25 protein-coding genes and 1 tRNA gene are annotated in these 24,086 nt (G+C 69.1%); 11 read left to right on the top strand and 15 right to left on the bottom strand.

Translation table 11 applies throughout. The features are described 5' to 3' along the window. Positions 1–3: 3 nt before the first annotated feature. Positions 4–1,575 (bottom strand): circularly permuted type 2 ATP-grasp protein, encoded by a 1,572-nt coding sequence (locus ACZ5BU_RS15620; protein ID WP_465699392.1) that lies wholly within the window; start codon positions 1,573–1,575, stop codon positions 4–6. A 136-nt stretch (positions 1,576–1,711) separates the two neighbouring features. On the opposite strand from ACZ5BU_RS15620, the gene bcp reads away from it, so the two are divergent. The 3 genes from bcp (at position 1,712) to ACZ5BU_RS15635 (ending at position 4,305) form a co-directional block, all read left to right on the top strand. Next, entirely contained in the window at positions 1,712–2,179 is a 468-nt protein-coding gene (gene bcp, locus ACZ5BU_RS15625; protein ID WP_465699394.1) for a thioredoxin-dependent thiol peroxidase, read from the top strand. 361 nt (positions 2,180–2,540) lie between these two features. Beyond that, on the top strand, positions 2,541–4,172 hold the full coding sequence (locus tag ACZ5BU_RS15630) for a substrate-binding domain-containing protein (protein ID WP_465699396.1): 1,632 nt from the start codon (positions 2,541–2,543) through the stop codon (positions 4,170–4,172). Between the two features lie 52 nt (positions 4,173–4,224). Further along, positions 4,225–4,305, top strand: a tRNA-Leu gene (locus ACZ5BU_RS15635). Between the two features lie 13 nt (positions 4,306–4,318). On the opposite strand, the gene ACZ5BU_RS15640 is transcribed toward ACZ5BU_RS15635, so the two are convergent. From ACZ5BU_RS15640 to ACZ5BU_RS15655, 4 genes are read right to left on the bottom strand one after another with little or no spacing between them, the layout of a single operon-like run. Continuing rightward, positions 4,319–4,717 carry an arsenate reductase ArsC gene (locus ACZ5BU_RS15640; protein WP_465699398.1) on the bottom strand — a complete coding sequence of 133 codons (399 nt, stop codon included), beginning with the start codon at positions 4,715–4,717 and terminating at the stop codon, positions 4,319–4,321. Beyond that, positions 4,714–5,448, bottom strand: a complete 735-nt coding sequence (locus tag ACZ5BU_RS15645) for an aquaporin (RefSeq protein WP_465699400.1) — start codon at positions 5,446–5,448, stop codon at positions 4,714–4,716. The genes ACZ5BU_RS15640 and ACZ5BU_RS15645 overlap by 4 nt, the downstream gene beginning before the upstream one ends. Further along, positions 5,445–6,149, bottom strand: a complete 705-nt coding sequence (locus tag ACZ5BU_RS15650) for an arsenate reductase/protein-tyrosine-phosphatase family protein (protein ID WP_465699402.1) — start codon at positions 6,147–6,149, stop codon at positions 5,445–5,447. The genes ACZ5BU_RS15645 and ACZ5BU_RS15650 overlap by 4 nt, the downstream gene beginning before the upstream one ends. Positions 6,150–6,181: 32 nt before the next feature. Beyond that, complete coding sequence (locus ACZ5BU_RS15655; protein ID WP_465699404.1) at positions 6,182–6,544, bottom strand: ArsR/SmtB family transcription factor; 363 nt, start codon at positions 6,542–6,544, stop codon at positions 6,182–6,184. Between the two features lie 75 nt (positions 6,545–6,619). Between ACZ5BU_RS15655 and ACZ5BU_RS15660 the strand changes: the two genes are divergently transcribed. From ACZ5BU_RS15660 to ACZ5BU_RS15670, 3 genes are all read left to right on the top strand, one after another. Continuing rightward, positions 6,620–8,011, top strand: coding sequence for an FAD-dependent oxidoreductase (locus ACZ5BU_RS15660; protein ID WP_465701054.1), 1,392 nt, complete (start codon positions 6,620–6,622; stop codon positions 8,009–8,011). Between the two features lie 614 nt (positions 8,012–8,625). Beyond that, entirely contained in the window at positions 8,626–10,896 is a 2,271-nt protein-coding gene (locus tag ACZ5BU_RS15665) for a 13E12 repeat family protein (protein ID WP_465699406.1), read from the top strand. 144 nt (positions 10,897–11,040) lie between these two features. Further along, positions 11,041–11,208: a hypothetical protein gene (locus ACZ5BU_RS15670; RefSeq protein WP_465699408.1), complete on the top strand. Its 168-nt coding sequence runs from the start codon at positions 11,041–11,043 to the stop codon at positions 11,206–11,208. On the opposite strand, the gene ACZ5BU_RS15675 is transcribed toward ACZ5BU_RS15670, so the two are convergent. Then, entirely contained in the window at positions 11,186–12,490 is a 1,305-nt protein-coding gene (locus tag ACZ5BU_RS15675; protein ID WP_465699409.1) for a PEP/pyruvate-binding domain-containing protein, read from the bottom strand. The two genes, ACZ5BU_RS15670 and ACZ5BU_RS15675, sit on opposite strands and share 23 nt — an antisense overlap. A 199-nt stretch (positions 12,491–12,689) precedes the next feature. Here ACZ5BU_RS15675 and ACZ5BU_RS15680 point away from each other — a divergent pair, with 199 nt between their 5' ends. Continuing rightward, positions 12,690–13,085, top strand: coding sequence for an SANT/Myb-like DNA-binding domain-containing protein (locus ACZ5BU_RS15680; protein WP_465699411.1), 396 nt, complete (start codon positions 12,690–12,692; stop codon positions 13,083–13,085). Continuing rightward, positions 13,085–13,654 carry a transcriptional regulator gene (locus ACZ5BU_RS15685; protein ID WP_465699413.1) on the top strand — a complete coding sequence of 190 codons (570 nt, stop codon included), beginning with the start codon at positions 13,085–13,087 and terminating at the stop codon, positions 13,652–13,654. Before ACZ5BU_RS15680 ends, ACZ5BU_RS15685 begins: the two co-directional genes overlap by 1 nt. Here ACZ5BU_RS15685 and ACZ5BU_RS15690 read toward each other — a convergent pair. Genes ACZ5BU_RS15690 through ACZ5BU_RS15705 form a run of 4 tightly spaced genes read right to left on the bottom strand, consistent with a single transcriptional unit; the run spans position 13,641 to position 16,426 of the window. Continuing rightward, positions 13,641–14,234 (bottom strand): hypothetical protein, encoded by a 594-nt coding sequence (locus tag ACZ5BU_RS15690; protein ID WP_465699414.1) that lies wholly within the window; start codon positions 14,232–14,234, stop codon positions 13,641–13,643. The two genes, ACZ5BU_RS15685 and ACZ5BU_RS15690, sit on opposite strands and share 14 nt — an antisense overlap. 2 nt (positions 14,235–14,236) lie before the next feature. After that, complete coding sequence (rdgB, locus tag ACZ5BU_RS15695; protein ID WP_465699416.1) at positions 14,237–14,842, bottom strand: RdgB/HAM1 family non-canonical purine NTP pyrophosphatase; 606 nt, start codon at positions 14,840–14,842, stop codon at positions 14,237–14,239. Next, positions 14,839–15,555, bottom strand: coding sequence for a ribonuclease PH (gene rph / locus ACZ5BU_RS15700; protein ID WP_465699418.1), 717 nt, complete (start codon positions 15,553–15,555; stop codon positions 14,839–14,841). Before rph ends, rdgB begins: the two co-directional genes overlap by 4 nt. Positions 15,556–15,565: 10 nt before the next feature. Then, positions 15,566–16,426: an SGNH/GDSL hydrolase family protein gene (locus ACZ5BU_RS15705; RefSeq protein ID WP_465699420.1), complete on the bottom strand. Its 861-nt coding sequence runs from the start codon at positions 16,424–16,426 to the stop codon at positions 15,566–15,568. Positions 16,427–16,572: 146 nt separating this feature from the next. On the opposite strand from ACZ5BU_RS15705, the gene ACZ5BU_RS15710 reads away from it, so the two are divergent. Next, on the top strand, positions 16,573–17,745 hold the full coding sequence (locus ACZ5BU_RS15710; RefSeq protein WP_465699422.1) for a Gfo/Idh/MocA family protein: 1,173 nt from the start codon (positions 16,573–16,575) through the stop codon (positions 17,743–17,745). A gap of 170 nt (positions 17,746–17,915) precedes the next feature. After that, entirely contained in the window at positions 17,916–18,734 is an 819-nt protein-coding gene (locus tag ACZ5BU_RS15715; RefSeq protein WP_465699424.1) for an SAM hydroxide adenosyltransferase, read from the top strand. Here the strand turns inward: ACZ5BU_RS15715 and ACZ5BU_RS15720 are convergent. From ACZ5BU_RS15720 to ACZ5BU_RS15730, 3 genes are all read right to left on the bottom strand, one after another. After that, positions 18,722–19,315 carry an acyl-CoA-like ligand-binding transcription factor gene (locus ACZ5BU_RS15720; protein WP_465699426.1) on the bottom strand — a complete coding sequence of 198 codons (594 nt, stop codon included), beginning with the start codon at positions 19,313–19,315 and terminating at the stop codon, positions 18,722–18,724. The two genes, ACZ5BU_RS15715 and ACZ5BU_RS15720, sit on opposite strands and share 13 nt — an antisense overlap. Then, positions 19,312–20,808 (bottom strand): DHA2 family efflux MFS transporter permease subunit, encoded by a 1,497-nt coding sequence (locus ACZ5BU_RS15725; protein ID WP_465699428.1) that lies wholly within the window; start codon positions 20,806–20,808, stop codon positions 19,312–19,314. Before ACZ5BU_RS15725 ends, ACZ5BU_RS15720 begins: the two co-directional genes overlap by 4 nt. A 66-nt stretch (positions 20,809–20,874) precedes the next feature. Beyond that, a complete protein-coding gene (locus ACZ5BU_RS15730) occupies positions 20,875–21,570 on the bottom strand; it encodes a TetR/AcrR family transcriptional regulator (protein WP_465699430.1) in 696 nt (231 codons plus the stop codon). Between the two features lie 75 nt (positions 21,571–21,645). Between ACZ5BU_RS15730 and ACZ5BU_RS15735 the strand changes: the two genes are divergently transcribed. Then, complete coding sequence (locus ACZ5BU_RS15735; RefSeq protein WP_465699432.1) at positions 21,646–22,476, top strand: alpha/beta fold hydrolase; 831 nt, start codon at positions 21,646–21,648, stop codon at positions 22,474–22,476. On the opposite strand, the gene ACZ5BU_RS15740 is transcribed toward ACZ5BU_RS15735, so the two are convergent. Both ACZ5BU_RS15740 and ACZ5BU_RS15745 read right to left on the bottom strand, forming a co-directional pair. After that, complete coding sequence (locus ACZ5BU_RS15740; protein ID WP_465699433.1) at positions 22,456–23,304, bottom strand: alpha/beta fold hydrolase; 849 nt, start codon at positions 23,302–23,304, stop codon at positions 22,456–22,458. The two genes, ACZ5BU_RS15735 and ACZ5BU_RS15740, sit on opposite strands and share 21 nt — an antisense overlap. Beyond that, positions 23,285–24,031 (bottom strand): MBL fold metallo-hydrolase, encoded by a 747-nt coding sequence (locus tag ACZ5BU_RS15745; RefSeq protein ID WP_465699435.1) that lies wholly within the window; start codon positions 24,029–24,031, stop codon positions 23,285–23,287. The genes ACZ5BU_RS15740 and ACZ5BU_RS15745 overlap by 20 nt, the downstream gene beginning before the upstream one ends. Positions 24,032–24,086 lie beyond the last annotated feature (55 nt).

Here is a 24,086-nt window from a genome sequence, read left to right on the forward strand (position 1 = left end):
TCATCACTGTTGCTGCTGCTGTTGGGCGACGTTCAGTTCCGGTCCTTGCTCCGGCGTACTCTCCGACTTCACCGCGGGCGTACCCAGCCCCCGTCCCCGCAGCTCCGCGTCTTCGTCGGAGGCCCTGGGTGCCAGCACCCACGTGTCCTTGCTGCCACCGCCCTGGGACGAGTTGACGACCAAACTGCCTTCAGGAATCGCCACCCTGGTCAGGCCACCGGGCAGTACGAACACGTCCTCGCCGTCGTTCACCGCGAACGGCCGCAGGTCCACGTGCCGTGGCTGCAGCCGTTCACCGACCTTGGTCGGCACGGTGGACAGCTGTACGACGGGTTGGGCGATCCAGCCGCGCGGGTTGGCCCGGATACGGCGGCGCTGCGCCTGCAGCTCCTTGGGCGAGGCGTCCGGTCCGAAGACGATGCCGTACCCACCAGAGCCCTCTACCGGCTTCGTAACCAGCTCGTCGAGGCGGTCGAGTACCTCTGCATGTTCTGCGGGCAGCCAGCACCTGTAGGTGTCTACGTTCGGCAGGAGAGGTGTCTCGCCGAGGTAGTACTTCAAGATCTCGGGCAGGTACGTGTAGATCAGCTTGTCGTCGCCGACGCCGTTTCCGATCGCATTCGCGATCACTACGTTGCCTGCGCGTGCTGCGTTCACCAGACCGGCCACACCGAGCACGGAGTCCGGCTCGAAGTGCACCGGGTCCAGGAACTCGTCGTCGATGCGTCTGTAGATCACGTCGACCCGCTGATCGCCCTCAGTGGTCCGCAGGTAGATCACGTTGTTCCTGGCCAGCAGGTCACGTCCCTCGACGAGCTCCACGCCCATCTGGCGCGCCAGCAACGAGTGCTCGAAGTACGCCGAGTTGTAGACGCCAGGGGTCAGTACGACGACGTTCGGGTCGGTGGCACTCGCCGGAGCGGCCGCCCGGAGCGCCCGCAGCAGGTGGACGGCGTAGTCGCCGACCGCACGGACCCGGTGCTTCGCGAACAGGTCCGGGAACACCCGCGCCATCGTCCGGCGGTTCTCCATCACGTACGACACCCCGGACGGGCTCCGCAGGTTGTCCTCCAGCACCCGGAAGTCGCCCTGCTCGTCGCGGACCACGTCGATCCCGGCCACGTGGATGCGGACGCCGTTCGGCGGAGCGATGCCGGCCGCCTGCCGGTGGAAGTGCTCGCAGGAGGTGATCAGCCGCCGCGGCAGTACGCCGTCCGCCACGATCTGCTGCTCGCCGTAGATGTCCGCGAGGAAGGCCTCCAGCGCCCGGACCCGCTGGACGACGCCACGCTCCAGGCGGGACCACTCCGACGCCGTGATCACCCGCGGCACCAGGTCGAGCGGGAACGGCCGTTCCTCCCCGGACAGGCTGAACGTGATCCCCTGGTCCACCAGCGCCCGGTCCAGCGCCTCGGCCCGGGTGGTCAGATCGCCCGGCTGCAACGGCTGCAGCGAGTCGTGCAGCCGCTTGTACGCCGTACGGACCCCGTCGACCGGGTCGAACATCTCGTCGTACGCCCCCGCATGCGGGCGGCGCGGATCCAGATAGCCGTCGAAGAGCTGGCGGTAGCTCATCCACGTCCTCGCTTCGCTGCGGGCGCGGATGAGGCACGAAGGACGCTGTGTTGAACGATGAATTCGCTTCGCTCATTCATGGGCGCATCTTGCCCGTACGATTGCGGCAGTTCAATCGATTCGTGGAGGGTCCTTCATGTCCGATCGTCTGTCCGCCGGCGACACCGCACCCGACTTCACCCTGCCCGATGCCGACGGCAACGACGTGGCACTGGCCGGCCTGCGCGGCAAGAACGTGATCGTCTACTTCTACCCGGCCGCGATGACCCCGGGCTGCACCAAGCAGGCCTGCGACTTCCGCGACTCGCTCGACTCGCTGCAGGCCGCCGGGTACGCGGTCCTCGGCATCTCCCCCGACAAGCCGGCCAAGCTGGCGAAGTTCCGCGAGCGCGACGGCGTGACGTTCCCGCTGCTCAGCGACCCGGACAAGGAGGTGCTGCAGGCGTACGGCGCGTTCGGCGAGAAGACGATGTACGGCAAGAAGGTGACCGGCGTGATCCGGTCCACGTTCGTCGTCGACCCGGACGGGAAGATCGCGATCGCGCAGTACAACGTGAAGGCGACCGGCCACGTCGCCAAGCTGCGCCGCGACCTGGGCCTGTGAACCTGAGCTGTGAACCTGACGGTGTGAAAAGGCACCTCGTTCTGGGCGTTACCGGAGGGAAACCTTCGACCGTTTCATGAGGGTGGTCCATGGAACGGTCGTTTGAGCAAACTGGCACTGTGATTTGGGTCACACGAACATCTCACCGGACCGGAGCGGAGTCGGCACTCAGGGTGAGTTTTTAAGCGTTCCTGTGAAAGAGCCGTACTCAGGAGACGGTTCCGGTTCAGCGACGGGTGTGTCACGACCGTTCCGGGACTTCGCCGTGACGTGCGGAAACCGGGTAATCTGCGCGCGCAGTCAGCCTCTGGCAGCATCTTGGAGGGAGGGACCTGCCGCGATGGGAAAACATTCCTCTGCGGTGACGCGAAGTAACAACAACCGTCGCTCGGTGTACATCACCGCGGTCGGGATTCTGGTAGTCACGCTGGGCGCCGTGTTCGTGGTCCGTTCCTTCGGATCGCAGAACGGTGCCGACGGGTTCCTCGGCGGCGGCAAGGGCTGCTCCGACCCGGCGCAGATCAGCCTGTCCACCACTCCCGAGATGCAAGGCCCGCTCGAGGCAGCCGCCAAGTCACTGGCAGCCAAGGGCGGCAAGGACGGCAACCCCTGTTACCAGGTCACCATCAGTTCGGCACCGTCCGCGCAGGTCGCGCGGGACGTGGCGCACGGCAGCGACAACCGGCCCGACCTCTGGGTACCGGACTCCTCGCTGTGGGTCGCCCAGGCCGACGACGGGCAGAGTGTGCCGACCGTCGCGGTCGCCTCGGTCGCCACCTCACCGCTGGTCCTGGTCGGCCGCAACGCGAACTTCGGCGACACCTCCGCCTGGCTGCGCGTACTGGGCGCCACCGAACCGGCGCTGCTCGACCCGCTGAGCACCTCCCCGGGCGCGCTGACGCTGCTCGCGCTGCAGATGGAGCGGCAGAAGACCTCGGCGTCGGACAACCAGGTGTCGCAGGTCGTCGTACCGCTCGCGCAGCACCTCGGTTCGATGGCCAAGCCGTACACGGACGTCAACGCGCTCTTCGGCCGGGCGGACCAGGACGGCAGCAAGATGGTCGTACCGGCGTCCGAGCAGAGCTTCGTGAAGTACCAGGAGGCGCACCCGGAGGCGCAGCTCAGGGCGATCCAACCGGCCACCGGCACGCTGTTCCTGGACTACCCGATCGTCGTCACCGCGAAGTCGGACACCGATCAGGCGACGAACGTCGCGCAGGCGCTGGCCGCCGAACTGCTCAGCGACAGCGCGTCGCAGGCCCGTGACGACGCCGGCTTCCGCGACACCCAGCTCAGCCCGCTGAGCGCCGGCCGCGGCGTCGGTGACGTCACCCAGCTGACCAAGCCGACCAGCGAAGCCGTCAACACCACCCTGCAGAACTGGACCCGGCTGTCGCTGTCCGCGCACTCGCTGGCGGTCATCGACGTGTCCGGCTCGATGGCGGAGAAGGTCGGCACCAAGACCCGCTGGCAGCTCACCGTCGAGGCGGCCGCGAGCGGCCTGAAGCTGTTCCCGGACAGCGCCGAGCTCGGGCTGTGGACGTTCGCGACCAAGATCGGGACCGACGACGCCGACTACAAGCCGCTGGTGCCGATTGCGCCGCTGTCGGCGAACCAGCGCGCGAAGATCGTCGGCCAGCTCAGCGCCCAGCACCCGATCGTGGGCGGCGGCACCGGCCTGTACGACACCGCGATCGCCGCGATGCGGGCGGTCCGCAAGGAGTACAAGTCGGACGCGGTGAACACGATCCTGCTCTTCACCGACGGCAAGAACGACGACCCCGGCAGCCCGACCCTGGCCCAGACAGTCCAGGCTCTGCAGGCCCAGCAGGACCCGGCCCGCCCGGTCCGCATCATCGCCCTCGGCATCGGCCCGGACACGAACGCCGACGAACTCAGCACCCTGGCCCAGGCCACCGGCGGGCAGGCCTACGTCGCGAAGAACCCGACCGACCTGAAGAGCGTCTTCATCGACGCCCTCCAGAACCGCTGACCCAGGCGCCTCCCCTAGGATGTACTTCCTAGGGGAGGCACCGCCCTCCTCGGCCAGAGTGGTGGAACGGCAGACACACCGGCTTTAGGTGCCGGCGCCCCCGGGCGTGCGGGTTCAACTCCCGCCTCTGGCACAACGCGTTGCGTTCAGGCCGTCAGCTCGGCCAGCAATTTCTCTGTCCGGTCGCGGATTTCGTCGCGGACCTGGCGGACGACCTCGAGGGGCTGACCGGCGGGGTCGGTGAGTTTCCAGTCTTCGTACCGTTTGCCGGGGTAGAACGGGCAGGCGTCGCCGCAGCCCATCGTGATCACGACGTCGCTGGCCTGTACGTCGTCCGTCGACAGCAGGTGCGGTGTCGTGCCGGTGATGTCGATACCGACCTCGCGCATGGCTTCGACGGCGACGGGGTTGATCTGGTCGGCCGGTTCCGACCCTGCCGAACGGACCTCGACCCGGTCGCCGGCGAGCTGACGTAACCAGCCCGCGGCCATCTGGGAACGGCCGGCGTTGTGGATACAGACGAACAGAACACTGGGCTTGCTCACGACGACGCTCCCGCGGTGGTTTCGGTGTGTGGTGTGACGGCTTGGTCCGCGGCGCTGCCTGCGCCGGGGTAGAGGATCGTGACCAGGGCGGCGCCGACGATCGCGCCGACGAACTGGAAGACGACGAAGCCGGGGACGGAACCCGGCGCGATACCGGCGAAGGTGTCGCTGAACGCGCGGCCGACGGTGACGGCCGGGTTGGCGAACGAGGTGGACGAGGTGAACCAGTACGCCGCGCCGATGTATGCACCGACTGCCGGCGGCGCGATGGCGGCCCGGCCGGTCGCAGCGAGGCTGAAGACGAGCAGGACGAGTCCTGCGGTGGCGACGCTTTCGCCGAGGTAGAGGTGTTCGGCGGAGCGGTGGGTGGTCGACCAGGACACGGCGGTTTCGCCGTACATCAGGTTCGCCAGGACCGCCCCGGCGATGCCGCCGGCAAGTTGGGCCGGGAGGTAGGCGGCGAGCTCCCGTACGGCGAGGCCGGTACCGAGGCGCCGGCCGAGCCACCAGTCCGCCAGCGACACGACGGGATTGAAGTGGGCGCCGGAGATCGGGCCGAAGATCAGGATCAGTACGGCGAGCCCGAGCGCGGTGGCGAACGAGTTCTCCAGCAGTTGCAGGCCGACGTCACCGGGCGAGAGTTTCGCGGCGGCGATTCCCGAGCCGACCACTACCGTCACGAGCAGCCCGGTGCCGATCCCTTCGGCGAGCGCTTTGCGCCACGGGTTCATGCGCGGCTCGCTTCCGGGGAAAGGGCCGGGGCCAGCCGGTCGATCCGCTCGGTGATCTCGGAATAGGCAGCCTCGAACGCCGCGTCGGTGTCCACGGGCGCGGGGTCCGGGACGGACCAGTGCAGCCGGGGCCGCTGTTCGGTGAGCAGGTGTTCGGTGGGCAGGTGTTCGTGGGCGTTGTCGCAGACCGCGATGAGCAGGTCGTCGGTACGTACGACGTCACGCAGGTTCGCCGTACGCCAGCCCGACGGGTCGAGACCATGGCGGCGGGCAACCTTCGACGCGCGGGGGTGTACCCGTCCGGCGGGTTCGGTACCGGCCGAGACCGCGGGGACCTGGCTGCGGCGGGACCAGATCGCGGCGGCGAGCTGGGAGCGGGCGGAGTTCTGCGTACAGACGAACACCACCCGGTTGGCGGCGAGCAGCGCGGGCGTGGCGATCGATGCCAGGGCTTGGGGCTCGAGACGTACGTACGTACGTCGGCGGTCGCCCTCGGACCGGGTCCGGACGACGAGGCCGGCGTCTTCGAGGACCTTGAGGTGATGTGCGACCAGGTTGGTCGGCAGGCACAGCGCGGCGCCGAGCTCGCCGGGAGCGGCGTCGCCGGCGACCAGGGTGTCGATGATCGCGAGCCGTGCGGGGTCACCCAGGGCGGCGTGGATCCGGGCTCGCTCCGGCAGGGTAGATCGCTCAGTATTCATTGACTCAATAATCGTTGAGTCAATGCTTCTGGTCAAATGCGCGTCGAATCAGTTGAGAGAAGGCCGGCGACCCAGCGCAGCTTCTCGGGGACCGGCCAGTAGTAGACCCAGGTGCCGCGGCGCTCGCAGTCGACCAGGCCGGCCGCGCGGAGCACCTTCAGGTGATGGGAGATGGTCGGGCCGCTCACGTCGAACTGCGGCGTGAGGTCGCAGACGCAGATCTCGTCACCGGCCGAGGTGATCATCGAGAACAGCCGCAGCCGGATCGGATCGGCGAGCGCTTTGAACACCGCCGCACCCTCCGCGGCCCCGGCCTCGTCGAGCGCGGCGTCAGAGATCGGCGCGCAGCAGCCACCGGCGGCGACGGGGGTCAGCGTGATCTCTTGTTTCGACATGGATCTATCTTGACTCTTGTCTAATCAGCAGGCAAGCTGACTGTTGTTTCGATGATCTTCTAGACAGGGAGTTGGATCGTGGGCGAGCAGACAGCAGCGCCGATCGTCGTCATCGGCGGGGGCCCGATCGGCCTGGCGGCCGCCGCACACCTCGCAGAACGGGGGCTGGACTTCGCCGTACTCGAGTCCGGTCCGGGCGTCGCGGCGGCGATCGAGGAATGGCGGCACGTGAAGCTGTTCAGCCCGTGGCGCTACGACATCGACTCCGCGGCGCGCCGCCTGCTCGAACAGACCGGCTGGACCGAGCCCGACCTCGGCACGCTTCCGACCGGCGGCGATCTGATCGACGCCTATCTGGAGCCGCTCACCAAGACGCCCGAGCTGAACGACCGCATCCGCTACAACTCTGAGGTCGTCGCTGTGACGCGGGTCGGTTTCGACCGCCTCCGCACCGCCGGTCGGGAGAACGCGCCGTTCCTGATCCGGCTGGCTGACGGGACCGAGCTGCTGGCGGCCGCGGTGATCGACGCTTCCGGTACATGGCGGAAGCCCAACGTTCTCGGTGGTTCCGGCATCCCGGCCCGCGGCGAGGTCGGTACGGACGGTATCGCGCACGCGTTGCCCGACGTACTCGACGCGGACCGTGAGCGCTATGCGGGCCGACGTACGGCGGTCGTCGGCGCAGGCCACTCGGCCGCGACCACGCTGCTCGACCTCGGCCGGCTCGCCGACGAGGAGCCCGGTACGGGGATCGTGTGGGTGGTCCGCGGGACCGACCAAGCGCGCACGTACGGCGGCGGTGACGCCGACGAGCTCCCCGCCCGCGGCGCGCTGGGGTCGCGGTTGAAGAAGCTCGTCCAGTCCGGGCACGTCGAACTGGTCAGCTCGTTCCGCATCGAGTCCGTTGGTACGGCCAACGGCCGCGTCGTACTCACCTCCGGCGAACGAACCGTCGCCGCCGACACCGTGGTCAACTCCACCGGCTTCCGCCCCGACCACGGCATGGTCTCCGAACTTCGTCTCGACCTCGACCCGATCATGGGATCGACCCGCGCCCTCGCGCCGTTGATCGACCCGAACCAGCACTCCTGCGGCACCGTCCCACCGCACGGCGTCGACGAACTCGCACACCCCGAACCCGGCTACTACGCCATCGGCGCGAAGTCGTACGGCCGCGCGCCCACGTTCCTCCTCGCCACCGGCTACGAACAAGCCCGCTCCGTCACCGCCGCCCTGGCCGGCGACTGGGAGGCCGCCCGAGACGTCCAACTCGACCTCCCCGAAACCGGCGTCTGCTCCTCCAACCTCGCCTACGGCGACAGCGCAGACGAGTCCACCGGCTGCTGCGGTCCTGCGCCACAGACAGCCTCGGAACCAGCAGCCCGAGGCCTGTCCACCGGCCTCAACGGCGCCCTGCTGACCATCGTCGAAGCCAACACCCCCAAGGCATCCGGCTGCTGCGGCTGACGCACACACCCCACTCCGCGACCGACCACACCCCCGGCCGGTCGCGGAGCCATCCGACGTGCGGCGGAAGCAAGATGGTCACGCCGCCCCGCCGCAATCGCCAACACGATCAAACCCACCTGATCCCCTCGATCGCACCGCGCTCCGGAGCACCCGACCTTCAGCGATCACACCCTCCGAACCGGGGGGCATCGCGTCACCGCCTTTAACGGTCCTGACACGGTCAGCACGACAGTCGGCCCGGTGACCGCGGCTCCGGCCGATCCGGGAACGGTCTTCGTCGCGGTCGATTGCGACGTCCCGGCACTCACGGATGGTCAGCCGGTGTTGCCGGTCGCCGCCGAACCCTACGACCAGTCCGAGCGAGAAGGTGCCGATAGCAACGACCCACCGCGGAGGCGTCGTCGGCAGCACTTCCGGCCACGGGTACTTCGGACTGACCGAGCGCCTCACAGCCAGCCGCATCGCACCCAGGCCATGCACGTCCGAGCCCGACAACTTCCAGCCCCCGGCCGCCAAGGAAAGTCGAGCCCAGGCGATTTCTTCTTGTATGTAAGGGATCCGGGTGGATCACCGATTTGTACGTGACCATTCCGTGACCTACAATAGAACACATGTTCGATCCCGACCTGGACGACCTCGACACCACGGCGCTCCTCGCCGCGGCCGCCGACTACGCCCAGGACCAAGAACACGCCGCCGTCGGCCTCCTCCGCACCACCCTCGCCTTCGCCGACCGCAACGCCGTCATCGACCGCGACCACGACCCGCTGCCCGGCTACGAACGCCTCCAGGTCTACGGCGGCGACGGCTGCCCCGGCGTCGCCGAATTCGCCCCCATCGAACTCGGCGCCGTCCTCGCCATGTCCAGCGGCGCCGCCGCCTCCCTCCTCGGCGAAGCCCTCGCCCTCCGCCACCGCCTCCCCTTCACCTGGGCCGCCGTCCTCAACGGCACCGCCACCTCCTGGAAAGCCCGCAACATCGCCCGCGCCTGCCTCCCCCTGTCCCTCGAGGCCGCCGCCCTCGTCGACCACCGCGTCGCCGGCCTCGTCAACACCCTCACCCCAGGCGCCCTCAAGAAGATCGTCACCGCCGCGATCTGGCAAGCCGACCCCGAAAAGGCCCAAGCCAACGCCGAAGCCGCCGCCAAACAACGCGGCGTGTACGTCACCCAGTCCGACCCGAGTGACGACCACGGCACCAAACGCATCTGGGTCCGCGCCGCCACCGGCGACGTCATCCGCTTCGACGCCACCATCAGCGAACTCGCCCAGGCCTTGAAGCTCCTCGGCGACCCCGACCCGGTGGACCAACGCCGCGCCAAAGCCATCGGCTGGATCGCCGACCCCGAAGCCGCCCACAACCTCCTCGAAGCCGCCCGCTACCTCGCCCGCCACCACACGCACAGCCAAGACACCCACGGGCACCGAACCCACCCCGCACAACCCACCCCAACCCCCACCACCAACTCCACGCCCGCCAGTCGACCAGCACAGCCACCCAACCCAGCACAGCCCACCAACCCACCTCACGCGACCAGTCCCACGCACCCGACCCACCCAGCCGCCCCAACCGATCCAGCGCCCTGCGCTCACCCGTTTCCACCGGAGCGCACGCACCCAGCCGAGCCGGCATGCCCCGCGCACCAGACGCACCCTGCGGACGCGACCGACCTAGCCGACGTAGCGGTCCCGACAGACGCGACAGACGCTGCTGGTCTGGCGAGCGCGGCCGACCTGGGGGATCTGGAGAATGCGGCGGACCCTGCGGACCCGGCTAACCCTGCGGCGGGATCGGACTGCGCTGCGGTGGCCGAGGACGAGCCCACCGTTGATGACGAAGCTGCGGCGCCCGACTGTGCCATGCGGGACGAGGCCATGCGGAACGACGAGCCTGTGCTCGAGGACGAGCCCGTGACGTACGACGAGCCGGTGGCCTACGACGAGGCTGGGACCCACGACGAGGCTGGGACCTACGACGAGGCTGTAGCGTACGACGATGGCGCGGAGGATGACGCGACCAGCGGTGACGCCGACCGCGTCGGTGACATCGACAGGGTCGGCGGGCTGAACGAGGCAGCTGACGGCGAGGCGTTCACCCGGCTGGCGCTGGCCGACACGCTGAAGGCGCGCCTGGCCGCGATCAAACAGGATGCCTACAGCAACGGACTCGGCACAGGCACCGGACGGCGAGCCCGGCACACCCTCTACGTGCACCTCACCGACAACACCCTCGCCACCGGCACCGGCGTACTCCGAGTCGAAGAACTCGGCCCACTCCTCGCCACCCAGTTGACCGAACTCCTCGGCCACGACCAAGTCGTCGTGAAGCCCGTGATCGATCTGCATGACCAGGTCAGCGTCCACTCCTACGAAATCCCGGATCGGATCCGGGAGCGTGTGCGGTTGCGGCATCCGGTCGACATGTTCCCGTACAGCGGCGCCGAAGCCACCATCTCCATGGACCAAGACCACATCACCCCGTACAACCACACCCAGCCGACACCAGCCGGCAGCACCTGCGAAGCCGAGCCAACCGAGCCAGCCGGTCGATCCGACAGCACCGGACCATCCGACTGCACCGGCGTGCCCGACGGCCGAGGATCGGCCGGACCCACTCGACCACCCGGTAGAGGTGGTCGACCCGATCGGACCGGACCGCCTGGAAAGACCGGGCAGACCGGTGTCGACAACCTCATACCGCAAGGCCGACTCCACCACCGCGCCAAAACCTTCGGCGGCTGGCACAACCGCCGCCTGCCCACCGGCGCCATCGAATGGACCAGCCCCCACGGATTCCGCTTCCACGTCGACCACAAAGGCACCCACCCGCAACCACACCGCCAAGCCAATGGCCGCAGACCTCGACCACGGCCCGAGTCGTGAAGCGCGGTAGGCGGAGACGCCGCGGCCGCCCAGAGCGCACGATGGAAACCGGTGCCGTTCCGGAAGCAACTTGAGCAGGCGGACAGCGCAACCAATCCCGCCGCGTCGCCCGCTCGGACCAGAGGTCGGCGGTAGCATCGAATCATGGCGCGACAGGTGGCTGTCCTGGGTTTCGTGGCGGCGATGATTGCTGTCGTGGTCGCCGTGGACGTCCTGTTCTTCAGGCATCAGTTCTGGCCGCGGTTGATTGTGAACGTCGGGATTGTCTTGGTGTTTCTGGCGATCTACCTCAGGTTTCTGAAGCGGGCTTGAGGCGTACGGCGCCTGCGCTGCCGTTGAGGGTTGTGGGGGTGCCGTCGGGGATTCTGGTGGTGGCTTGGGGGACGGCTACTACAGCTGGGATGGATTGTTCGCGGGCGACGATGGCGGCGTGGGAGAGGATGCCGCCTGACTCGGTGATGACGCCGGCGGCGATGGTCAGGAGTGGGGTCCAGGACGGGTCGGTGTACGGGCAGACGAGGATGTCGCCGGGCTGGACCTTCGCGAAGTCGGCGGGGCCGCGGACGATGCGGGCCGTGCCGGAGGCGAGCCCCTGGCTGGCGGGAGTGCCGGTGAAGCTGGCTCGGGAGGTGCCGGTGTCGGTGGCCGGAGAGCCGGTGTCGGTGGCCGGAGAGCCGGTGTCGGTGGCCGGGGAGCCGGTGCGGGTGGCCGGGGAGCCGGTACCCGTGGCCGGGGAGCCGGTACCCGTGGCCGGGGAGCCGGTGCGGGTGGCCGGGGAGCCGGTACCCGTGGCCGGGGAACCGGTGCCGGCGGCTGGGGTGCGTGTGGGCCCGGTGCGGGTGGGCGGGGAGCCTGTGCGGGTGGGCGGGGAGCCTGTGCGGGTGGGCGGGGAGCCTGTGCGGGTGGGCGGGAAGCCTGTGCGGGTGGGCGGGGAGCCTGTGCGGGTGGTGGTTTGTGGTGGGGGTGTGGTGGTTGGTGGGTTGGCTGTTATGGGGCGGGATTGGAGGAGCCAGATCTTGTCGGCGGCGATGGCCCATTCCATGTCCTGCGGGGTGCCGAAGATGGTGGCGGCTTGGTTGCCCAGGGCTGCCAGTTGGACGGCGGTCGCGGCGGTGAGAGTCGGCGTGCGGCGTTTGTCGGCGGGGACCTGGGTGAGGCCGGTGCGGGTCAGGGATGTGGATTTGTTGGCGATGGTGCTGGTGACGGTGTCGTCCACGACCTGGTAGCGGTCGGGGGTCTGGCGGCCTTCGACGACGGTTGGGCCTAGGCCCCAGGAGGATTCGATCAGGGTCGGGGCGCTGGGGTCGGTGGGTGTGAACATCACGCCGGATACGTCCGCGTCTACCTGCACCTGGACGATCACCGCCATCGACGGTTCCTCGTCGCCCTTGCGGTATGCCGTCGCGCGTGCGGACCACAGTGACGCCCGGCACGCATGTACGGCGTCCATCACCGCCTCGATCCCCCGTACGCCGAGAAAGCTGTCGTGCTGCCCCGCCGCCGAAGCCGCCAGGCCGTCCTCACCAGAACCCGACGACCGCACCGCAACCACCGGGTCCCCCGTACCCGTCAACCACCCCCGAAGCTCCTCCACCTCAGCCCAACTCAGCCGCGCACCCGCACGAGGGAACGGGACCACCACACCCCCAGGAACAGGCAGACCTGCCCGGAGCAGGACGGACAGCGCGGCGGCTTTGTTGCCGCACGTGGCAGGGGTGGCTGCCGCCAAAGGGATCAGCACGGAGCTCCTATCAACGATTCGTTGCCAACATAATGTTGACAACGTTTTGTTGATGATGCACGGTGGGCGGATGCGGCGCAAGGGCGATGGCGATCAGGAGCGGGCCGAGCGGGAGCGGGAGGCTCGAGAACAGCTGCTCGCGAAGGGAGCGAAGGACGTGGCGGCCCGGCCGTGGCGGCCTGCGCCGATTCCCTTGTCGGCGGTGGATTTCACGCAGTTCGCTGTGTGGCGGGCGGCCGAGTTGAGCGAGGAGGAGTTGCTGGCGGCGTTGACGTTGTTGCCGGCGGCACGGGCCGAGGTGGAGGAGGTCGAGGCAGGATTGTTGTTCGTGGCAAGGAGTTCGGGGCTGACCTGGGCAGAGATCGCGGACGCGATGGGGTTCAGTTCACCGCAGGCCTGTCAGCAGCGGTTCAACCGGTTGGCGGCGCGGCAGGACGGGGTGTCGTGATGTTGCTGGTGCTGCATGCCGTGCGGTTACTCGGGTTCGCCGATACACCGGCGGTTGCGAAGCGGTTCAACCAAAGCGTCGACGAGACCCAGCACGCGCTCGAGGACGCCGAGGCGCGCGGGTGGGCGACGTACAGCAGTTTCGCCGGCACAGCCGGGTGGTCGCTCACGGAGACTGGCCGCGCGGAGAACGAGCGGCTACTGAGGACCGAGCCAGGACGCGAGATCGTGCAGGAGGTGTACGACGAGTTCCTGCCGCTGAACGCCCTTCTGCAGCAGGCCTGCACCGACTGGCAGCTCAAGCCGACGGCCGGCGATCCGCTGGCCGCCAACGACCACGAGGATCCAGCCTGGGATGACGGCGTACTGCACGAGCTGAGAGCACTGGCCAAGGCGCTGGTCACGATCAACGCCAAACTGCCGCTCCCCCGGTTCAAGGGGTACGACGTACGGTTCTCAACCGCGCTACAGAACGGCTGGGTGGATCGGAGTGACGTGGACTCGTGTCACCGCGTCTGGTTCGAGCTGCACGAGGATCTGATCGCGACGCTCGGGATCAAGCGCTCCTAGTCGCATCCAGGTACGCCGCGCCGCGCGGTGAGATCCGGTAGCCGACCTCGAGGCTGTAGGTCAGCCCGAGGTTCTTCAGCTTCCGTACGTCGAGCTTGAACGGCGCGGTCTCCCGCCCGACCGACGCGGCCAGATCCGCGGCGCGTACAGCCGGCGTGGTCTCGATCAGGCGCAGGGTCTGCAGAGTCCAGGGGCCGTGGTTGCTGAGCTCGTCGAAGCGGTCGAGGCGTTCCTGCAGCTCGGCCAGCTCGGCCTCCGACAGCGACGTCTGCGTGGCCAGTTCGTCGCGCGGGTCCGGACCTTCGACCAGGTGGAAGCGGATCAGGAACGTCGGCAGCGACTCGTCGCCTCGCAGCCGCCGGCGTACGTCCCGGGCGTTCTGCCGGTCGGCCAGGGCCAGGTCGGCGTCGGTGTCGGCGATCAGGTCCGGGTTCACCTGACGGATACTGTCGATCTCGATCCGCCCGGCGTTCGTGCGGTACACGCGCCCCTCGACCACCCGTGGCTCGGCCCACCGCCGGTACGCGACGGTGATCTTCCCCGACGCGACCCCGTCGGTATCAGTACCAGCGAACAACATGACTAGCTCCCCAACGCCTTCGCGACGATCGGGGCGAGCTCGCGCAACGCCTTGCCCCGGTGGCTGATCGCGTCCTTCTCCTCGACCGACAGCTCGGCCGTCGTCCGGTCGTACCCTTCGGCCTGGAACAGTACGTCGTACCCGAACCCGCCGGTGCCTCGCAACGACCGGATCACCGACCCGCGCATCTCGCCGAGCACGATCTCGTCCGGCCCGTCCGGCCGGACGAACGCGACCGCCGCCACGAACGACGCCCCGCGCCGCTCGTCCGGCACATCCTCGAGCTGCCCGAGCAGCAAGAGGTTGTTCGCGTGGTTGTCCTTCGCCGGACCCGACCAGCGCGCCGACAGCACCCCGGGCATCCCGTTCAGCGCGTCGACGCAGATCCCGCTGTCGTCCGCGATCGACGGCAGCCCGGTCGCCTTCAGCGCCGCGTGCGCCTTCAGCAGCGCGTTCCCCTCGAACGTCGGCTCGGTCTCGGGCGGTTCGTCGTACGGCGGTACGTCGCCGAGCCCGAGCACCTCGATCCCGGGCACGATCGGCGTCAGGATCCGCCGCAGCTCCTCGAGCTTCTTCTTGTTGTTCGAGGCAAGCAGTACGCGAGTCACGCCAGCGCCTCCTGCTGGATCTTCGCGAGGTCCGCACATCCGGAAAGTCCGAGCTCCAGCAAGCTGTCCAGCTCGGCGCGGTCGAACGGCGCGCCCTCCGCCGTCCCTTGCACCTCGATGAACTTCCCGTCGCCCGTGATCACCAGGTTCATGTCGGTCTCGGCCCGGACGTCCTCCTCGTAGCAGAGGTCGAGCATCGGCGTACCGTCGATGATCCCCACCGACACCGCCGACACCGATCCGGTCAGCGGCTCGCTCTTCAGCAGCTTCCGCTCGCGCAGCCAGGACACCGCGTCGACGAGCGCGACGTACGCGCCGGTGATCGCCGCGGTCCGGGTGCCGCCGTCGGCCTGCAGCACGTCGCAGTCCAGCAGGATGGTGTTCTCGCCGAGCGCCTTGTAGTCGATCACGGCCCGCAGCGAACGGCCGATCAGCCGGGAGATCTCGTGGGTACGACCACCGATCTTGCCCTTCACCGACTCGCGGTCCGAGCGGGTGTTGGTGGCCCGCGGGAGCATCGCGTACTCGGCACTGACCCAGCCGAGGCCTGAGCCCTTGCGCCAGCGCGGCACACCCTCGGTCACACTCGCCGCGCACAGCACCCGGGTCCGCCCGAACTCGACCAGCACCGAGCCCTCGGCGTGGTCGAGCCACTTCCGGGTCACCTTCACCGGTCGGAGCTGGTCGGCATTACGTCCATCGATACGGGCCATGCACCAGACCCTATGCCTGGATGCGCCGGACCTCCGAATGGGACGACGGCGGGAGGGCGAGCGGGCTGCTCGGCGCGAACTGCGTGACCGCCATCCGGGCGGCCCACGGCAGCAGGTCGTGCGCGCGGCGGCCGACCCAGGGAACGCCCTCGCGAACCAGCCACACCGTGTCCGCCCATCTACTCGGCGGACGGGACGCGCAGTCCAGCTCCGGTGGTACGTCGATCGGGATCCCTCGAAGCGTCAACTCGTCGGCGAACGCGCGAGCCAGCCTGCGGTGCCCGCGCTCGCCGGGATGCAGCCGGTCGATGCTCCAGAAGTCCCGCCGGTACACCTCGGGGTAGTCGGCCATGTCCAGCCGGATCCCGCCGTACCGTGCGTGCAGGTCGTCGAACGCGACGTTGACCTGCTCGATCCGCTGCCACAGCGGCCGCCGTAACCAGCGCGGCAGGCCGAACACCTTGCCGTGATCGTGGAACCGGACGGTCAGCAGCAGCGCGCCCCGCGCGGTCAACTGCTCCGCGCAGAGTTGCAGCTGCTCGCGGATCCGGCCGGCGTCGAACGTTGACCGCAGGGTGTCGTTGACGCCTACGATCAAGGAGGCGATGTCGATCGGGCCGTCCGACACCGACACCGCGGAGGGTAGTTGCTCGGTCGCGACGATCGGCACGGTGGCGCCGCTGGTCGCGAAGTTGGAGAACGTCACACGGTGGGAGCTGGCCAGGGAGTCGGCGAGCAGCGAGGCCCAGCCCCGCCACCCCTCGCCCGGGCGCGCGCCGGCACCGGACAGGTCGGTCGTACTGCTGCCGTTCATCGGGTCCCCGACACCTACGGTGGTCGAGTCCCCCAGTGCCACGTAGTGGAGGCTCACATTCCGCCATGGTGACGGCACGGAGCGAGACGCCGATGTGCGGCGGGTGGCCGGTAACCCAATTCCAACTGGAGGATGGGTGATTGATTGCCAGAATTGCTCGGAGTTAGGCTGTTACAAACAACTATGTGCAGGAGTTGCCTGGTATGACTGATCTTCGGTTTGGCGTCGTGGGCCTCGGCGCCCGCAGCCGCATCGCGCAGTACGCGCACCGTCCCGGCGAGGGTTCCGAGGTCGTGGCGCTGGCCGACCCGTCCGCGCCGCAGCGGGACGCGGCCCTCGAGCTGTACCCGGAGGCGACCGCGTACGCCGACCACACCGAACTGCTCGACCAGAAGCTTGACGGCGTCTTCCTGACCACGCCGGACGACCTGCACGAGGACCCGGCAATCGACTTCCTCCAGGCCGGCATCAACGTCTTCGTGGAGAAGCCGCTGGCGATCACCACCGAGGGCTGCGACCGGGTGCTGCAGACGGCGTACGACTCCGGCTCGCGGCTGTACGTCGGCCACAACATGCGCCACATGCCCGTCGTACTGACGATGCGCAAGCTGATCCAGGACGGCGCGATCGGCGACGTGAAGGCGATCTGGTGCCGGCACTTCGTCGGCCACGGCGGCGACTTCTACTTCAAGGACTGGCACGCCGACCGTCGTCGTACCACCGGGCTGCTGCTGCAGAAGGGTGCCCATGACATCGACGTGATGCACTGGCTGGCCGGCGGGTACACGACCCGGGTGAACGCGATGGGCGCACTCACCCTGTACGGCGGCATCGCCGACCGGCAGGACCGCTCCGGCCAGCGGTTCAAGGATTTCGTGTCCAGCGACAACTGGCCGCCGCTGGAGCAGAAGGGCCTGGCGCCGGTGATGGACGTCGAGGACCTCTCGATGGCGAACCTGCTGCTCGACAACGGCGTCTTCCTGACCTACGAGCAGTGCCACTACACGCCGGACTACTGGCGCAACTACACGGTGATCGGAACGCACGGCCGGCTGGAGAACTTCGGCGACGGGCCGGGCGGCGTGGTGAAGGTGTGGAACAGCCGCCGCTCCGGGTACCGCGAGGACGCCGACCTGGTCGTCGAGATCGAGGGCGACACCGAGAACCACGGTGGCGCCGACCCGCACCTGGTGGCCGAGTTCGTGAACTTCGTCCGCGACGGTGGCGCGACGCTGACGTCCCCGATCGCTGCCCGGGCCGCGGTCGCGGCCGGTTACGCGGCGACCCAGTCACTGCGGGCGAACGGCGTGCCGCAGGACATCCCGGCGCTGGACCCGGCCCTGGTCGCGTACTTCGACAACGGGCAGACGCGCTGAGGGTGGTGCTACCCTCTTGGACGTGACCAGGTACGCCGCGATGCGAATGCTGAGCCCTCGATGCGGGAGGACTTCAGCGGCGTAGGCACGTGTGCTTGCAGCTAGAGGCCCCCGATGTCGGGGGCCTCTTCTTTTCCTGAGACCAGCTGCAAACCACCCTGGAGTGCCACATGATCACGTACATCACCGACTGTCACGACGGTAACGCCCGCGCCAGACTCAGTACCCGGATCGGCGCGCTGTTCGGCCAGGCGCCGACGATCGTCGCCGCCGACGGGCCCGATCCGGAGGCGTTCGCCGCGCTCACCCTGCTCGACTGCCTGCAGTCGCTGGACCTGCTCGGCGAGGACGGCCGTCCGACGATCACGCTGCTGAACATCGCACCCCGCGACGGCGTCTGGCCGAACGGCGTACCGTTCTGCTACTTCTGGTACGGCAAGCACCTGATAGCGAGCACCTTCAACGCCCGGGTGCTCTCCCTGGTACGACGTGAGCTCGGCATCCACCACGTCCACGTCACCGACATCCGCGAGGCGGTGACGGCCGCCGGGTTCGATCCGGCCGACGTCGAGAAGATCGCGGGTACGCAGTTCCGCAGCCTGTGGTACCTGCCGCTGCTGGCGAAATGGGTAGCCGACGGCCGAAAGGTCCCCGCTGTCGAGACCGCCGTACCGCACACGCCGGCCGGCGATCCGGTGGTGACCGTCGTCGACAACTTCGGCAACTGCAAACTCGACCGCCGCCTCGACCTGGTCCCCGGCACCGCACTGTCCGTTGCCCAGCGCAACAATGACGGCAGTACGACGGTCGTCGACGTGACGTGCTACCCGCACCTGACCGCCGTACCCCGCAACACCCCCGGCATCGTCCCCGGCAGCTCCGGCAACGGCTTCACCGAACTGGTCATCCGCGGCGGCTCAGCGGCCGAGACCTTCGGACTACAACCCGGCGACACCTTGCTGGAGGCGGTCGACGCTCAAGTGGCGTGAGGTCCCAACGGGAGGCCGGCGAGGTGGTCGAAGGCTTCGTCCATGGTCTTCAGGTAGACCGGGAGCGTCGAGTCGACCGCGAGGTGCTGGTAGGTCGCCATCACTACCCCGACGACCGCGCCGGCCCAGGCGCGGACGGCGAAGTCGTCGGGGGAACGGCCGGTGCGTTCGGCGGCCAGGCCGGCGAGCAGGTCGATGCCGGCGTACAGCTGGTCGAGCATGCGGACGCGGAGTTCCGGGGCGTTCATGACGAGTTTCTGGCGTTCGGACTCCAGCGCCCACTCGTCGTCGTCGAGCGCGCCGAGGCTCTGCCGGATCGCCGCGCGGAGCGCCTCGGTCGGGCTCAGTTCGGGCGGCTGGGCCCGGAACAGCTCGATCATCAGCGGATCGAGCCGGTCCAGGATGATCGTGTCCTCCTTGGTCGGGAAGTACCGGAAGAACGTGGCCGGCGAGATCTCGGCGGCGTCGGCGATCTCCTGGACCGTCGTCTCGGCGTACCCCTGGTCCCGGAACAGCCGCAGGGCGTGCTCCTGGATCGCGGCCCGGGTCTTGGCCTTCTTCCGCTCACGCAAACCGCTCATACCTTGATTGTGACGGCTTCCTGAGGGACGGCCGCGGTACGGCGTGGCAGGAACGTCAGCGCGAGCACGATCGACACGACCGCGAGGCCGCTGCACGCCCACAGCGTCACGTCCATGCCGTCGACGAACGCGGCCCGCGCGGACCGGGTCAGCTCGGGCGAACCGAGCGCGATCGCCGCGGACGCGCTGTCCCGCGCAGCATGCGCCGCCGCGGGCGGGAGACCGGTCACGTCGAGGTGACTGCGGTACGCCGCGTTCAGCACCGTACCGAGGATCGCCACCCCCAGCGTGCCGCCGACCTGGCGCAACGTCTGGATGAGCGCCGACCCCGAACCGCTCCGGTCGAGCGGCAGCGCCGCGAGTGCGAGCCCGTTCATCGGCGGCAACGTGAACCCGATGCTGACCCCGACCAGGCTGACCCAGATCGCGGTGAACCCGTACCCGTCACCGGCCTCCGTGAACGCCCCGAGCGCCAGCCCGGCGAGCATCAACCCGAACCCGATCACGACCGAGACCCGCGCCCCGGCCTTCTCGACCAGCCGCTCGGCGACCTTCGCGCCGACCAGCATCCCGCCGATGATCGGCAGCAACCGCAGCCCGGCCTGGAACGCGTCTACGCCCTGCACCGCCTGGAACAGTTGCGGCAGTACGAACAGCAGCCCCACCAGCGCGAACGACGCCAGCGTCGCGAGCACGGTACCCCAGGTGAACCCGGCCGACCGGAACAAGGACAGCTCGATCAACGGATCCGCCGTACGCCTCGCCCACGCCCAGAACGCGACCAGGAACAGCAGACCGCCCGCGATCCCGCCGAGCGCCCATGCCGAACCCCACCCGTGCTCGCCCGCCGCGATGAAGCCGTACGTCAGCGCGACCAGCCCGGCCGCGGTCAGCAGGATCCCGGGTACGTCGATCCGCCGCGACCGGTGACCGGCCGTCCTCGGGATCAGCAGGGCGACCGCGACCAGCCCGATCGCAACGAGTGGCAGGTTGATCAGGAACACCGAACCCCAGCGGTAGTGGTCGAGCAGCCACCCGCCGAGCACCGGTCCGAGCGGGATGCCGATCGAGTTCGCCATCAGCCAGATCGTCATCGCCCGCTGCCGTTCCTCGGGCGCGAACAGGATGTTCAGCAGCGACATCGACAGCGGGATCAGGAACGCCGACCCGATCCCGAGCGCCGCGCGCGCGGCGATCAACTGCCCCGGCGTCTGCGCGAACGCACACGCCGCCGACGCCAGCCCGAACACGACGAGCGCCCCGAGCATCAGCCGCTTCGGCCCGTACCGGTCCCCGAGCAGCCCGGCCGGCAACAGCAGCGACGCCAGCACCAGCGTGTACGCGTTCGCGAACCACTGCAGCTGACTCGTCGACGCCTTCAGATCGGTCGCCAGCGTCGGCAACGCGACATTCAGCACGGTCAGGTCCAGCCCGATCACGATCAGGCTGACCGACATCGCCCCCAGGGCCCACCACCGCCGCGGATCCAGCATGACAAACACCTTTCTGAGATCGCCTCTAATTTGAGAGTAGGTCTCAGAATCATCATCTGTCCAGTCTCAGCGCTCCGCGGCGAGACCTGCCAGCACATGCCCGAGGCTCCGCTCGAACAGCCGGTCGAACCGGTCGTCGGCGTGCGGGGTCTCGGCCTCGACCATGATCCGGCTCAGATGCGGGTAGTCCCCGCTCCCGATCACGCGCTCGCCGTACTGCGACTGCTTCGCCAGCCAGTCCGCCATCGCCTGGCCGGACTCGCGCTCGGCCAGCTCATCCAGGACATGACCGCGGACGAAGGTCAGCAACGTCGCCGCCTGCGCCAGCACCTCATCCGCGGAGAGCCCGGGCGCGTCGACAGCGGCGTACGTCGCCTCGAGCCAGGCAAGCATGTTCGGACCGAGGACGGGGCGGGTCGCGGGCAGGCGCACGAGCCAGGGATGCCGCAACGCCCGCGCCCGTTGGGCGTCGGCGAGGGCACGCAGATCGGCCTCCCAGTCACCGGTCGGGACGGGCGGCGGATGGTCGCCCATCGCCCGGTCGACCATCAGGTCGAACAGCTCGTCCTTGCCGTCGAGATAGCGGTACAGCGAGGTCGTACCGGTACCGAGCTCGGCGGCCACGCGCCGCATCGACACCGCCTCCAACCCGTCGGCGTCAGCGACCCGGACGGCGGCAGCGGCGATCTCGGCCCGGCTGTGGGCCGGCCGTGGTCCGCGGGCGGCGCGCTCCGGGCGGAGCCAGATCGGTGGTCTCTCCATACCGGGAGTTTACTGCGCACAGTGTTCGCAGTACGATTACTGCGAACAGTGTTCCCGGGTTTTGGGGAGGATCGGATGGAGATCGGATCGGTGGTGTCGGCCGACGGCACCGAGATCAGCTATCGCCGGGTCGGGCAGGGGCCGGCGGTGATCCTGGTGCACGGCTCGATGCTGGCCGCGCAGGACTTCACCGCGCTCGCCGAGGCGCTGGCGGGCGACTTCACCGTGTACGTGCCGAACCGCCGCGGGCGTGGGCGCAGCGGTCCGCACGGTCCGCGGTTCGGGATCGATCGCGAGGTCGAGGACCTGCAGGCGATGGTCAAGGAGACCGGCGCGACACGGGTGTTCGGGCTGAGCTCCGGCGCACTCATCACGCTGCGGACCGCACTCCGGACGCCGGCCGTCGAACGCATCGCGCTCTACGAGCCACCACTGTCCCTCGACGGCTCGGTCCCGGTCGGCTGGGCGTCGCGCTACCACCGCGAGATCGCCGCCGGCCGGACCGTCTCCGCGCTCGTCACAGTACTCAAGGGGCTCGGCGTGGATCCCGTCTTCGCCAGGGTCCCCCGGTTCGCGCTGGTGCCGCTGCTCAAGCTTGCACTGCGAATCCAGCGGCCGAAGGGCGACGACGTCCCGATCGCCGAGCTGGTCCCGACGATGGCCGCCGACCTGAAGCTGGTGGAGCAACTAGCGGGTACGACCAACGATTACGCCGCGGTCGGCGCCGACGTTCTACTGCTCGCCGGTGGCCGGAGCCCGGCGTATTTCGAGCGCGCCCTCGACGCGCTGTCCGCCGTACTCCCGAGGACGTCGCGGGAGACCTTCGAGAGGCTCGACCACTCCGGTCCGACCAACGACGGCGGCCCGGCGGAGGTCGCCCGGTCGCTACGAGAGTTCTTCGCCTGAACCTGACACCACGTCCCGCAGCAACTGCCGGACCATCGCGGGCTGCTCGAGCCACGGTGAGTGGCCGGCGGCCGGGATCAGGTGGAAGGTGTGGTTCGGGACGTGGTCGGCGAGGTCGCGGACGGCCGACCACGGGCGCGGATCGTCGGCGCCGTGGACGAACGCGACGGGCGCCTGGATCGTCGCCGCCCTGGCCTTCAGTTCGTCGTCGGTCGCGCCTCCGACTGCCCCGAGCGCGCGGTTCGCGGCGAAGTTGATCGGGAGGTCGACGGACGCGCTCGCGTACGCCCACTCCATCGCGCGCTCGCGGTCCGCGTAGTCGGTGAACCAGGACAGCACGCGGAACTCGATCTCCTCGTCCCAGGTCCGTGGCCGGCCGGACAGCTGCTCCAGCTGGGCGTCCTGCTCGGGGGTGATCCGCCGCGCGCGTTCCTCGTCGTACGCGGTCTGCCAGTCCCCGACTCCCACGCCGCCGACGTACACGACGCCGGCCAGGTGATCGCCGTACGACGCGGCGTACGCCATCGCCAGCGAGGCGCCGAACGAATGGCCGAGGACGATGATCCGCTCATGGCCGAAGTGCGCGCGGAGCTCGTCGATGTCCTGCGCCGACCGCTGCACGGACTGCAGCTCCGACGGGCCGGATCGTCCGCACCCGCGCTGGTCGAAGCGGTACACGACGGTCAGGTCGTCGAGCATCTCCGCGAGTCTGGCGTAGTCGTCCCAGAGCCCCGGTCCGCCGTGCAGGATCACGACCGGCGGCCGCTCCGTCGCCGTGCCGGACGACACGGTCCAGAGCCGGACGCCGTCAGATGTCGAAAACGGCATGAGGGGTCGCGATCTCGACGGGGCCGGGGTAGGTACGGCGGGCGTTCTCGGCCTGCGTCACGCGGTCGTACCACGGGGGCACGTGGGTGATCACAAGCCGCTTCACCCCGGCCTTCTTCGCGTGCTCGCCGGCATCGGCCGGGGTGAGGTGTAGGTCGACCGGGTTGTGCGGGTCGTTGTCCGGAAGGGCCGCCTCCGACAGCAGTACGTCGGCGCCGCGGGCGAGCTCGACGAGCGCGTCGTTCGGCCCGGTGTCGCCGGTGTAGACGAGCGACTTGTTGCCGTACTCGACGCGGATCGCGTACGCCGGGACCGGGTGGACCATCGGCGCGGTGCGGATCGTGAACGGCCCGACCTGCTGAACGTCCTGCCAGGCGTGGAACTCCAGCTCCTCCTCCATCCCCGGATCGAGCGGCAGGTCGTACGCCAGCGCCATCCGTTCGGCCGCACCGGGCGGGCCGAAGACGGGGATCCGCGGGATCGGGGAGCCGGGCGCGTAGCGCGCCGCGACGTACAGACCGCACAGGTCCATGCAGTGGTCAGGATGCAGGTGCGACAGGCCGACCGCCCCGATCTCCGGTACGGCCAGATGCCGTTGGAGTGAACCGAGCGCACCGCTGCCGAGGTCCAGCACCAGGTTGAACCCGTCGGCGGTGACCAGATAGCTCGAGGCGGCCGAGTCCGGCCCGGGAACGGACCCGGAGCAACCGATCACGGTGAGCTTCATACTTGAAACCCTACCGGCGCGTCATGCCGTGTGCAGGACCAATCGGGTTGCCACA

This window comes from Kribbella sp. NPDC031520 (assembly GCF_055580825.1).